The following is a 12967-nucleotide window of genomic DNA, read 5'->3' on the forward strand; positions in this document are numbered from 1 at the left end:
TGGTTTTTGTTTGCTAAAACCTTTCGCCGTCTGCCTTGACATAACCTGAATCTTATCCTTTCTTTTAATTCAGACAGCTTTGCTGTCTTTGTTTGGGTATAACCAGTCGGAATGCATGTTTAGCTGCATTATTAATGAGTTATATCTCTTTTATGCTTCCGATTTTTTTATGGCTTCTCAAGTTAGTCCTCTAAGGGGGGAATCATGGCTTCATTAGCGTATCAGAAAGAAGCAGCAGCTATTTTATACGCTGTTTTAGGGAAAAGCGCGTCACACGCTACGTTCGACTCAATAGGTGCGCAATTGCAGCGAGGTGAACTATCTGCCTCAGCATATGTTACTACTTTATTGACTTCTGCGGATGGTGTAGCCCTCTTTAACGGTTTATCAGATTTAAATGCTTTACAAATTGTTTATACAAAAATTTTTGGCTCTGCTGCACCCACCTCAACTTTGCAAGATTACCTGACGGGTAGTACTCTTGCCGAGGCAATGGCTAAAGTTGTAAATCAGGTTCTTGATTATTCGGGATTTGACTCTACTCTATCCGCTGCGCAGGCTAGTCTTGATCAGCAAGTAAATGCTGTTCTGTTCCCGTCGGTAAGCGCCGCTGCCCTTGGGCAAGGCGCCTCAGACGTGCAGGCTATCTATTATGTTACTGGGGCGGCTCAATCTGCACTTGGCATAAACAACTATGGAGCGGCCATTAATGCCGGTACGAAAACCTTCGTCCAGGTAGCGCAAGAAATAATTTTCTCTGCAAATCTGACTTCTCTTAGCAATACCGATTATGTGATTCGTTTATTTAAATGGGGTTACGAAAGGTCTCCCTCTGCGACCGAATTATCTAACTATGTCACTGAACTGACTGGAGGGACTTCTCGTGCAGAAGTTCTGATTCAAGTGATTGATTCTCTTCGTGGTACTGTTGCTTCAGGCGATACTACCGCGCAGCAACATTTCAATAGCGCGACTATCAGCTATCAGCCAGGGCAACTGCCTTCATTAAGTTATCAAGAGCAGGTTTCTGCAGTTTATCTTGCAGTTCCGCAGCGTGATATTGATGCTCGTGGATTAGATGATTGGAGTAAGTATTTATCGAAAGGAGCGATGACTTATAAAGGATTTATTGGGACCATATTGAAATCAAGCGAGTTTCAGAAGAAAGGTGCCCAACTAACGGGTGATGACTTTATACAACATGTTTACACTGGGGTACATGGTGTAGCTGCTACAGCCGCGCAGCTTTTGGTGTATAGCTCGTTAGGATCTGATAAGGCACTTATTACTCAGGCTATTATTAACGATCTGCGTAACTCGACGGCTACAGATAATATTACTGTAACCCAGCAGCATGGTTTCGAGTTCGATATCGGTACCAGCCTGCTGTATAAAACCTCCGCGTCTCTGACGGCAACGGCCGCCGGCGGTAACGCAACCGGCACCGTCAACACCGGTACGTCGCATCAAATCAGCAACGCCGAAACAGCGGTACTCACGAATGTGCAACTGAACGCCAATGCCGCCAGCATCGTGAACCTGAAGTTCGCCGACCACCTGGCGAATCTGACCATCAACGGCACCAGTGCAGCAACGGTCAACCTGTCTGACAACGGGGTTAACCCTGGTGTCGATATTACCGTTAACAATGGCAACGTGATTCTGAACGCCAGTTCCGGGAATGACGATGTCATCGTGACGTCGACGGCCAATATCGCCACGGGCACCGGCGACTTTAACCTTGGCAACGGCAACGACTCGCTGAAATGGGCGGGGAATGCGGCAACCGGCGCAGCCAACACCGTCGGCGCCGGCATCTCCGCTAATGGCGGCGCGGGTACGGACTCTATCTCCGCCAACTTCATCACCAAAACCGTGGTGACCAACCAAAACGCCTTGGGCGTTCGTACCAGCACCGTGACCAGCAACGCCAACAACTTCTCGAACTTCGAGCAGATCGACCTGACCGGCTATATCGGCAAGTCCGTCGGTACGCTGATTACGACGCCGCTGATTGGTTCACCGACTACCACCAGCGTGACAACGCCAAACAACACCTTTGACTTTGGCCTGACCAACGGCACGTCCACGGTCGAAGGCACTACGGGCGGCACGGTTACGCAGAACGCAGCGGCCACCAATCTGGGCACACAGGGGTTTGTGGTCTCCGGTCTGGCTAACGTCAACGTCATCAATGCCGCCGGCGGCAACGCTGCGCAGTTGGCAGTGAAAGGGGACGCGACCGCTGCCAGTACGCTGAATTTCACCTTTGTCCAGAACGCCACCGATCACTTCAATATCAACTTCGATGCGGTGAGTTCTGCCAACGTGAATGCCGGCGCCATCACTCTCAACAGCAGCAGCAGCGCCTTGTTGGGCACCGCTCTGACCGCGGTTAACGTGGCCTCGGGCGGTACCGGCAGCTTTGACAATATTCTGTCATTGGCCGGCACCAATGCGCAGGTTCAGACCATCAACGTGACCGGTGATCACGCGCTGGATCTGACGGTGGGCAGCGGTTTCAGCAACGTGCGTGATATCAATGCGTCCACCAATACCGCGGGGCTGAATCTCGACTCCAGCCATGGCGGTACCGGTGACGGTATCATCATTCAGTTGCTGAACATTCTGCCGCTGAGTATTGTCACCACCAACCTGTTGGCACCGGTGTTGACGGCGTTGGGCCTGAACGGTTACCAAATGACCGTAGAAGGTACCAGTGCTGCCGATACTCTGGGCGTGATTGGCAACACCACGCTGACCGGCGGCGCAGGTGCCAACACCTACGACATCAAGGCCAGTAACACGCAGGCGGGTGTGACCATCAAGGACTTTAATAGCCTCAAGGACTCGATTGTCGACGTGAACCATGGCGGCCTGACTATCTCCGATGACGCCAGCGGCACCGCGGTAGCGAACTACGGTACGCGTTCTGCCGACACGTTGGATGCATTGTTGGGGACACTGGTGGGCGGTTTGACCAATGGCGTTATCGGCCTGCTGGGCGGTATTCTTGGCCTGGATAGCAGCAACTCGCTGACGTCGAAAGTGGGTGTGGCATCCGTTGTATTCAGCGGTGGCGGTAACACTGCCAGCTCTTACGTGATTATCGACAACAACGATAACCACTCGCTGGACCTCAACGATACCGTGGTATACCTGACTGGGCAAAACCACCAGCAATTGGTGGATACGCTGCACTACGCGTAAGTATGAGTTCCAGTGGGTTATAATTCCCATTGAAACTGTTAGTCAATAAATAATACGGGGTGTATAAACACCCCGTATTCTTTGAAATTTGTGAACTACGTCATTATCTCTAATTTATTCCCTTTCGTACTAAACCCGCTTTGCCCCGCCTATTATTTACCCCACTGTTTTCATTTGTTTTTTTCTGTGGTTTGTGATGCGATTTTTTTTGCTTACGGCCTTGCTGGTATCCGCTTTCTCTACCTATAGTTAGGAAAAGTATCTGCAGTCTCGAGCATGTCTGGGGTGGGGTTCTTTAGGATTTATTTTATTTTTCCCTTTTTAGGATTTTCCTTATAAGAGTCCAATGCGGATTTTGACTGACAGTGCACATGATGTAAGGGCAGAAAGTGAATCAATTTATACCGCGCAATGAAATTGCGGATGTTATACGGACTCGCAGCAAGGTTTTCTGGACCGTTGGCATATTTACCGCATTTATTAATTTATTAATGCTAGTTCCTTCTATCTATATGCTCCAGGTTTATGACCGGGTGCTTCCTTCTCGCAATGAAATCACGCTGTTGATGCTGACGCTGATCATGCTGGGCATGTTCGGCATGATGTCGCTGTTGGAATACGTGCGCAGCATGGTGGTGATCCGCATCGGCAGCCAGCTGGATATGCGGCTCAACACGCGAGTCTATACCGCGGCCTACGAGGCGAATCTGAAAAACGGCTCGTCTGATGCCGGCCAGATGCTGAGCGATTTGACCAATCTGCGCCAATTCCTCACCGGCAGCGCGCTGTTCGCCTTCTTTGATGCGCCGTGGTTTCCAATCTATCTGTTGGTGATATTCCTCTTTAACCCTTGGTTGGGGCTTTTCGCTTTGGTCGGTGCGCTGTTGCTGATCGCATTGGCGGTGATCAACGAAATGGTGTCGAAAAAGCCGCTGGCGGAAGCCAGCAAGCTGTCGATTATGTCCGGGACGCTGGCCAGCACCAATCTGCGCAATGCCGAAGTGATCGAAGCTTTGGGGATGTTGCCCAACCTGAAACGCCGGTGGTTCGGTCTGCACCAGCGGTTCTTGAACAGTCAGCGCATCGCCAGCGAACGCGCATCGCGGGTCACGTCGATCACCAAGTTTGTGCGCATGTCGCTGCAATCATTGGTGCTGGGGCTGGGGGGCTGGCTGGCGATCGATGGGCACATCACGCCCGGTATGATGATCGCCGGTTCCATTCTGATGGGGCGAACCCTGGCGCCGATTGAGCAGGTTATTAACGTCTGGAAGAGCTACAGCGCGGCGAAGCTTTCTTATGGCCGGTTGGTCAAGCTGCTGGAAACGCATCCGCAACGGGGTACCGGCATGTCCTTGCCGCGCCCGGAAGGGGTGCTGGCCGTAGAAGGCGTCACCGCCACGCCGCCGGGATCCCAAGGCGATGCGGTATTGCATAACGTGAGTTTTGCCATCCAGCCCGGTGATGTGCTGGGGATCATTGGCCCGAGCGCGTCGGGGAAATCGACGCTGGCGCGTTTGCTGGTCGGCATTTGGCCGGTCAGCGAAGGGATTGTTCGGTTGGATAATGCCGACATCTATCAGTGGAACAAGGATGAGTTGGGGCCGTATATCGGCTATCTGCCACAGGACATTGAGCTGTTTGCCGGGACTATCGCCGAGAATATCGCCCGCTTTAACGATATTGACTCAGAGAAAGTCATTGAAGCCGCCAAGCTGGCCGGCGTGCACGAACTGATCCTGCGTTTCCCTAACGGCTACGATTCGGTGCTCGGCAACGGTGGCGCTGGGCTTTCCGGTGGACAGAAACAGCGTATCGGCCTGGCGCGCGCATTGTATGGCGACCCTTCGCTGGTGGTATTGGATGAGCCTAACTCCAACCTGGATGATGCGGGCGAGAAAGCGTTGAACCAGGCCATTATGTTCCTCAAGCAACGTAATAAAACGGTGGTTCTGATTACCCATCGCACCAATTTGCTGTCGATGACCAGCAAGCTGTTGCTCCTGGTAAATGGCAACGTCAACGCATTCGGCCCGACTCAACAAGTGCTTCAGGCGTTAGCCAATGCGCAAAAAGCGCAGACGCAACCGCCTCAGCAAGCGGTGAGGGCGGTAAATTCCGAGCCGGATGAAGGCAATATCCCGAAAACGCAAATTAATTAAGCCGTGAATTGCCTGGCGGCTTTATTGCCGTCCGCAGTTTAAAGGAGTTGGTATGTCGACGCACATTGGCGAGCCGCAAGACTCGTATATTGAAGAGATCCCGCAGGATGAACGGCGGTTTACCCGGATGGGCTGGCTGGTGGTGGGAATTGGTCTGTTCGGATTTTTGGCCTGGGCAGCGTTCGCGCCTCTGGATAAAGGGGTGGCATCGCCGGGATCGGTAACCGTTTCCGGCAATCGCAAAACGGTGCAGGCCCCGGCCAGCGGCATCATCAAGAATATCGCGGTGAAAGACGGCGACAAGGTGAAAGCCGGAGAAGTCCTGGTGCAGTTGAGCCAGGTGCAGGCACAGGCGCAGGTCGATTCCCTGCGCGACCAGTACTACACCACGCTGGCCACCGAAGGGCGTTTACTCGCCGAGCGCGACGGTCTGAGCAACGTCACTTTTTCCCCTATTTTTGCCCAGATCAAAACTCAGCCGCGCGTGGCTGAAATCATCGCGTTGCAAACGCAGCTGTTCGCCTCCCGCCGCCAGGGGCTGCAAAGTGAAATTGACGGTTATAAGCAGTCGATGGACGGGATTCGTTTCCAATTGAAAGGCCTGCAGGATTCGCGCGCCAACAAGCAGATTCAACTTTCCAGCCTGCGTGAGCAGATGAACAGCATGAAGCAACTGGCGGCGGACGGCTACCTGCCGCGCAACCGCTACCTGGAAGTGCAGCGTCAGTTTGCCGAGGTGAACAGCAGCATCGATGAAACCGTCGGGCGGATTGGCCAGCTGCAAAAGCAGCTGCAGGAATCTCAGCAGCGTATCGACCAGCGTTTCGCCGACTATCAGCGCGAGGTCAGAACGCAACTGGCGCAAACCCAAATGGACGCCAGCGAGTTTCGCAATAAGCTGCAAATGGCAGATTTCGATCTGGGCAACACTGCCATCACCTCACCGGTGGACGGCACCGTGGTCGGATTGAATATCTTCACTCAGGGGGGCGTCGTGGGAGCGGGTGACCACCTGATGGACGTTGTACCCAGCCAGGCGACATTGGTGGTGGATTCTCGCCTCAAAGTTGACCTGATCGACAAGGTGTACAACGGGTTGCCGGTGGATCTGATGTTTACCGCCTTCAACCAAAACAAAACCCCGAAAATTCCGGGAACGGTCACGTTGGTTTCCGCCGATCGCCTGGTCGACAAAGCCAACGGTGAGCCTTACTACCAGATGCAGGTCACGGTCTCGCCGGAGGGCATGAAGATGCTCAGTGGCGAGGACATCAAGCCGGGGATGCCGGTGGAGGTGTTCGTGAAAACGGGGTCGCGCTCGCTGCTGAGCTATCTGTTTAAACCTATTTTGGATCGCGCTCATACTTCATTAACCGAGGAATAATTTTGATTCAATCAAAACGACAGGCTGCCGGTCTGGTTATCGGCACCCTTTTGTTTGCGATATCTGCGCCGGTTTATTCGATAGGGATTTTAGACGCATATTCGCTGGCATTAGAAAAGGACCCGACTTTCCGGGCGGCTATAAAAGAGAAAGAAGCGGGAGATGAGAACGAAAACATCGGCAGGGCGGGGCTGCTGCCGAAAGTGTCGCTGAACTATCAGAATTCGCCGCGCAACTGGCAGACGCAAAAATATCCGCAGAGCGACTTTTTCGGCAATGTTTCGGAGGTCACCCGGCGGCAGCAATATCGCAGTTATTCCAGTTCGATCACGCTGACGCAGCCGCTGTTCGATTATGAAGCGTACGCGCGCTACAAAGCCGGCGTCGCGCAGACGATGATGTCGGACGAGCGCTATCGCGGTAAGTTGCTGGATCTTGCGGTTAGGGTGATTAACGCCTATGTCGAAGTGGCCTATTCCAAGGATCAAATCGCGTTGGCCGAAGCGCAAAAGGCGGCTTACAAGGAACAGCTGACCTTGAACGATCGCCTGATGAGCGCCGGTGAAGGCACCATTACCGACGTATCGGAAACCCAGGCGCGCTACAGCCTGGCCGAAGCGCAGGTCATCGAAGCGCGCGATGCGCTGGATGCCGCGCAGCGCGAATTGGAAGTGATTATCGGCATGCCGCTGAACCAGCTGGATGAATTGCAGGTGTTGCGGCCGGGCAAGTTCAAGGTGGCGCCGCTGATCCCGTCCAAGTTTGAAGAGTGGCAAAAGATCGCGCTGGAGAATAACCCGGTGCTGGCCGCCTCGCGTCATGGCGTGGATGCCGCCAAGTATGACGTCGAAAGGAATCGGGCGGGCTTTATGCCGCAGGTTCAGCTGTATGCTTCGCATTCGGAAAACGACTCCAGCAGCGATAACACGGTTAACCAGAAATACCGCACCGACAGCATCGGCGTGCAGGTCAGCATGCCTATTTATTCCGGCGGCGGCGTTTCGGCGTCGACCCGGCAGGCGGCGGCGCGCTATGGCCAGGCGATGTATGAGATGGATGCGCAGACGGGCACCACGCTCAACGATCTGCGCAAGCAGTACAATCTGTGCATCAGCAGCCGCGCCAAGGTGGCGGCCTATGAGTTGGCGGTACAATCGGCCACCACACAGGTAACGGCGACCCGGCAAAGCGTGCTGGCCGGGCAACGTGTCAACGTTGACGTGCTCAACGCCGAACAGCAGCTCTATAGCGCCCAGCGCGATCTGGCCTCCGCCAAGTACGCCTACATCAAGTCGTGGATTACCTTGCTGAGCGACTCCGGTACGTTGGATGAAAAAGATGTTATGCGGGTAGCGCAGTATTTTGCCCGCAGTCGCTAGCAACATATTCACTATGAGCATTAATCTGAAAGAGCAGCACTATGCTGCTCTTTTTTGCGTTAATACGTTATGTTATTGGCTGGTAGTTCCTTCTGTATTTATACTTGCTTGGTTTATTTTTATACATAATTTTCTGTTAAGGAACGGTAGGTTAGAAGGATGCATGCTTTTCGCAAAGTGTAACGATTGGTTAATATCCGTACGAATTTTAGAGTGATGCTGCTGACGTGCGGCGGCGTCCTTGTAAGAACGATGGCTGAGTAAAGGGTAGATAATGTCCAAACTAATTCCTGTGGTTATGGCCGGTGGTACTGGGAGTCGTCTGTGGCCGATGTCGCGAGAATCGTTTCCTAAACAGTTTTTATCTATTGATGACAGCGGGGTGAGCCTGCTGCAACAAACGTTACAGCGTTTGTCGGGTCTGACCGGTATCGAAGTTGCTGCTCCTCTGGTCATCTGCAACGAGGAACACCGTTTTTTAGTTGCCGAACAATTACGTGAAGTTGGACAATTAGCGACCAATATTATTTTAGAGCCCGTAGGGCGTAATACTGCCCCAGCAGTGGCGTTAGCCGCTCATCTTGCTGCTGAGGAAGACGAAGAGAGTATGCTTTTGGTGCTGGCAGCGGACCATCTGATCACCAAAGTGGATAATTTTCACGCGGCTATTCAGACGGCTATTTCGTTTGCAGAAAACAACCAATTGGTCACGTTTGGCATTATCCCTGAGCACCCTGAAACGGGCTATGGCTATATTAAGCGTGGCGAGCACCTTTCCAATGCATGTTTCAAAGTTGATTCGTTCGTTGAGAAGCCGCGTTTGGAGAAAGCGGTCGAATACCTCGCCAGCGGTGATTACAGCTGGAATAGCGGTATGTTTATGTTCAAGACGGCCAAATTCCTGCAGGAACTGCGGCAGTTCAGTCCTGAAATTTTCAGCACAACCCAGCAGTCTGTGAGCAACAGTCAACGCGACATGAATTTTATCCGGGTTGAGCAAGACATCTTCAAGCACTGCCCTAGTGACTCCATCGACTATGCGGTGATGGAAAAGACACATGACGCGGTGGTGATTCCTATTGATGCGGGCTGGAGTGACGTCGGTTCCTGGTCCTCATTGTGGGAAGTGTCAAAGAAGGATCATTTGGGTAATGTCAACGTGGGTGAAATTATCTCAATCGATTCCAATGATAACTACATTTCCTCTGAGTCCGCGTTGGTGGCGACCATCGGGTTGGAAAACCTGGTTGTGGTCAACACCAGTGATGCCTTGCTGATCGCTCACAAGGACAAGGTGCAGGATGTGAAGAAAGTGGTTGATGAGCTTAAAAAACGCAATCTTCATCATTTTCGCCAGCATTCCACCGCCTATCGTCCCTGGGGCAAGATTTGCGATATCGACAGCGGCACGTACTTCCAGGTGAAGAAAATCATTGTGCGGCCAGGGGAGGGGCTGTCGGTACAACGCCATCTCCACCGTGCCGAACATTGGGTCGTCGTGAGTGGGACAGCAAGAGTTAACGTTGATGATCAAGAGTTCTTCTTGTCGGAAAATCAGTCTACCTTCATTCCTCCGGGCAGTGTCCATACGTTAGAAAACCCGGGAAAAATCGATTTGGAAATGATCGAGGTCAGGTCGGGGCACTATCTGGAAGAAGATGATATTGAGCGTTTGCAAGATCGCTATGGCAGAGTTTAATAGGGTTTGGTAATGCAAAAATTGACGTGTTTTAAAGCTTATGACATTCGGGGAAAGCTGGGCGAAGAGCTGAATGAGGACATCGCGTATCGTATTGGACGCGCCTACGGCGAGTTTTTGAAGCCCAAAAATATCGTGTTGGGCAGCGATGTTCGGTTAACCAGTGAAAGCCTGAAACTGGCGCTGGCGAAGGGTTTGCAGGATGCGGGCACTGATGTGATAGACATCGGCTTAACCGGTACCGAAGAAATCTATTTCGCCACAACCTATTTAAAAACGGATGGTGGCGTGGAAGTCACCGCCAGCCACAACCCGATCGATTACAACGGCATGAAGTTGGTGCGTGATGGCTCTCGGCCGATTAGCGGCGATACCGGGTTACGGGCGATCCAAGAACTGGCGGAGAAAAACCAATTTCAGGCCCCGCCTGCAATGCGCGGTAGCTATGTTCGCCAGGACGTATTAGGGGCTTATGTAGAACACATTCTGTCCTACGTCGACGTGAAAAATTTCAAACCATTGAAGCTGGTGATCAACTCGGGCAACGGTGCGGCGGGGCATGTGATCGATGCTATTGAAGCGCAACTGAAGGCGCGGGGCGTGCCGCTGGAGTTTATCAAGGTGCATCACCAGCCGGACGGCACTTTCCCTAACGGTATTCCCAACCCATTGCTGCCTGAGTGTCGCGCGGATACCGCCGATGCGGTGCGTGAGCATAGCGCTGATATGGGCATCGCGTTCGACGGCGATTTCGACCGCTGCTTCCTGTTCGATGAAAAAGGCGATTTTATTGAGGGTTATTATATCGTCGGCTTGCTGGCGGAGGCCTTCTTGCAGAAACAGCCTGGCGCGAAGATCATCCACGATCCACGTCTGAGTTGGAACACCGTCGATGTAGTCACCGATGCCGGGGGCGTACCCGTGATGTCGAAAACCGGCCATGCTTTCATTAAGGAACGCATGCGTGCGGAAGATGCCATTTATGGCGGAGAGATGAGCGCTCACCACTATTTCCGTGATTTTGCTTATTGCGACAGCGGCATGATCCCGTGGCTTCTGGTCGCTGAACTGGTCAGTGTGAAGGGACAAACTCTGGGGCAACTGGTACAGGATCGCATTGCCGCCTACCCGTCTTCCGGTGAGATCAATATCAAACTGGCTCAGCCAGACGTATCCATTGAAAGCGTTAAACAACACTATTTACCGCATGCCGATGAGGTAGACTACACAGATGGCATCAGCATGGCGTTCGCAGGCTGGCGTTTCAATCTGCGTTCCTCCAATACGGAACCTGTGGTACGTCTTAATGTCGAGTCGCGGGCCGATGTTGCACTGATGCAAGAAAAAACCGACGAGATTTTGGCGCTGTTGGCCGCAGGGTCGTAATGTTTGTTTGAGGTTTTGCGATAAGTCAGTGATGAGGGCGGTTTTTACCGCTCTCGCTTAGAGGTTGTTGTGATACCTTTGAGTTGCGATCCAGGCCTGTTTAGGCGACTTGGCAGGTAGCTTTCTTAAAATACGAAGAGATATCTTTCGGTACAACCGAGGTATAAGAGGTTGAAATGACAATATTAGTTACCGGTGGTGCCGGTTACATTGGATCTCACACCGTTTTATCTCTGCTGGAACGTGGCGACGACGTGGTGGTGTTGGACAACCTGTCGAACTCGTCAGCGGAATCTTTACACCGCGTAGAGAAACTGACGGGAAAAGCCGCCGTGTTTTACCAAGGCGATGTTCAGGATGCTGAATGCCTGCATCGCATCTTTGAAGCGCACACGATTACCGCTGTGATCCACTTCGCCGGCCTTAAGGCCGTTGGGGAATCTACGCGTAAACCGCTGGAATACTACCAAAATAATGTTACAGGAACGCTGGTGTTACTGGACGCTATGCGCCGTGCCGGCGTGCATGATTTCATCTTCAGTTCCTCCGCCACTGTCTATGGCGCCAATTCGCCGGTGCCCTATGTGGAGACGACACCGATCGGCGGGACAACCAGCCCTTATGGCACGTCCAAGTTGATGGTGGAGCAGATCCTGCAGGATTTCGCTAAGGCTGAACCGCAATTTTCGATTATTGCCTTGCGTTACTTCAATCCGGTGGGGGCTCACGAGTCCGGACTAATTGGCGAAGATCCTAACGGTATCCCCAACAACTTGCTGCCTTACATCTCACAGGTGGCTATCGGCAAGTTGGAAAAGCTGGGCATTTTCGGCGGAGATTATCCGACGAAGGACGGCACGGGAGAGCGCGATTACATCCATGTCATGGATTTGGCTGAAGGCCACCTGAAAGCCATGGATCATTTGCCGAAGATCAACGGGTTTAAGGCTTATAACCTGGGGGCTGGCGTAGGGCACTCGGTGCTGGCGATGGTTCAGGCGTTTGAAAAAGCGTCCGGCGTAACGATCCCTTACCAAATATTACCTCGCCGCGACGGCGATTTGCCTGCTTTCTGGGCGAACGCCGATCTGGCTTATCAGGAGTTGGGTTGGAAAGTCAGTCGGGGTATCGATGACATGATGCGCGATACCTGGAACTGGCAGAAGAAAAATCCGCAAGGATACCGTTAAACAGCGCTGATTAAAAATATCGATTGTTGGTAGTCTGGGCGGTGCTCCGACAGCCACAAGGCTATCGGAATCTAATAAACAAGAAGAGCACCGATCAGCGAGGGTTTATCACCCTCGCTTTTTTATGGGCTTTATCTGATAATAATCAGCACTTCCTTATGAAAAATCCGCACTATCAGATTATACTGGTGCCATTGAAGATACTTTGTTGGGACGATATGTCGTTATGGCATAAAACCGCAGGGTATTGCTGGTCACGGTATCTGGTGTGTGAATATGAGATGTTCCCTCCTGGAAATGCCTTGTTGAAGATCTGTTGAGAGAGACAAGAGCAGCGAGTATGTTAGCCTATCAGGCTTGTGAAGCTTTAAACTCCACCATTTCACTTACTTTGCATCAGTAAGGTACACTGAAGTTTTGCGCTAATGGTAGTGAGTATCAAGGCGTTGAGAGGAAGACGCTGTGGTTGGTCACGGATTTTATCAATCGTTTACCTCAAAATGATGCTTCCTGGCTCCCTTGTTTGCCTCTGTTCTCATGTTGTTAACAGGTGGCGG

Annotated in this window: 7 protein-coding genes; all 7 read left to right on the top strand. The window is 52.3% G+C overall.

What is annotated here, in order from left to right; genetic code table 11:
* Positions 1 to 204: 204 nt before the first annotated feature.
* The 7 genes from ACJ8IM_RS07360 (at position 205) to galE (ending at position 12410) form a co-directional block, all read left to right on the top strand.
* Complete coding sequence (locus ACJ8IM_RS07360; RefSeq protein ID WP_308317387.1) at positions 205 to 3210, top strand: beta strand repeat-containing protein; 3006 nt, start codon at positions 205 to 207, stop codon at positions 3208 to 3210.
* Positions 3211 to 3599: 389 nt separating this feature from the next.
* On the top strand, positions 3600 to 5372 hold the full coding sequence (locus ACJ8IM_RS07365; RefSeq protein ID WP_033654598.1) for a type I secretion system permease/ATPase: 1773 nt from the start codon (positions 3600 to 3602) through the stop codon (positions 5370 to 5372).
* 52 nt (positions 5373 to 5424) lie between these two features.
* A complete protein-coding gene (locus ACJ8IM_RS07370) occupies positions 5425 to 6756 on the top strand; it encodes an HlyD family type I secretion periplasmic adaptor subunit (protein WP_033637755.1) in 1332 nt (443 codons plus the stop codon).
* A gap of 2 nt (positions 6757 to 6758) precedes the next feature.
* The gene (locus ACJ8IM_RS07375; RefSeq protein WP_016928415.1) at positions 6759 to 8135 is read left to right on the top strand and encodes a TolC family outer membrane protein; all 1377 of its coding nucleotides are present in this window, start codon (positions 6759 to 6761) and stop codon (positions 8133 to 8135) included.
* A gap of 274 nt (positions 8136 to 8409) precedes the next feature.
* Complete coding sequence (locus ACJ8IM_RS07380) at positions 8410 to 9834, top strand: mannose-1-phosphate guanylyltransferase/mannose-6-phosphate isomerase (RefSeq protein WP_033654599.1); 1425 nt, start codon at positions 8410 to 8412, stop codon at positions 9832 to 9834.
* Between the two features lie 12 nt (positions 9835 to 9846).
* Positions 9847 to 11220, top strand: coding sequence for a phosphomannomutase CpsG (gene cpsG / locus ACJ8IM_RS07385; RefSeq protein ID WP_033654600.1), 1374 nt, complete (start codon positions 9847 to 9849; stop codon positions 11218 to 11220).
* Between the two features lie 176 nt (positions 11221 to 11396).
* Entirely contained in the window at positions 11397 to 12410 is a 1014-nt protein-coding gene (gene galE, locus ACJ8IM_RS07390) for a UDP-glucose 4-epimerase GalE (RefSeq protein WP_033654601.1), read from the top strand.
* Positions 12411 to 12967: the final 557 nt, after the last annotated feature.

It is taken from the genome of Serratia sp. CY33525, assembly GCF_052169115.1.
Lineage (GTDB): Bacteria > Pseudomonadota > Gammaproteobacteria > Enterobacterales > Enterobacteriaceae > Serratia > Serratia sarumanii.

Coding starts and splice junctions, on each gene's coding strand:
- ACJ8IM_RS07360 (WP_308317387.1), top strand. CDS start 205: ATGGCTTCATTAGCGTATCAGAAAGAAGCAGCAGCTATTTTATACGCT.
- ACJ8IM_RS07370 (WP_033637755.1), top strand. CDS start 5,425: ATGTCGACGCACATTGGCGAGCCGCAAGACTCGTATATTGAAGAGATC.
- ACJ8IM_RS07380 (WP_033654599.1), top strand. CDS start 8,410: ATGTCCAAACTAATTCCTGTGGTTATGGCCGGTGGTACTGGGAGTCGT.
- cpsG (WP_033654600.1), top strand. CDS start 9,847: ATGCAAAAATTGACGTGTTTTAAAGCTTATGACATTCGGGGAAAGCTG.
- galE (WP_033654601.1), top strand. CDS start 11,397: ATGACAATATTAGTTACCGGTGGTGCCGGTTACATTGGATCTCACACC.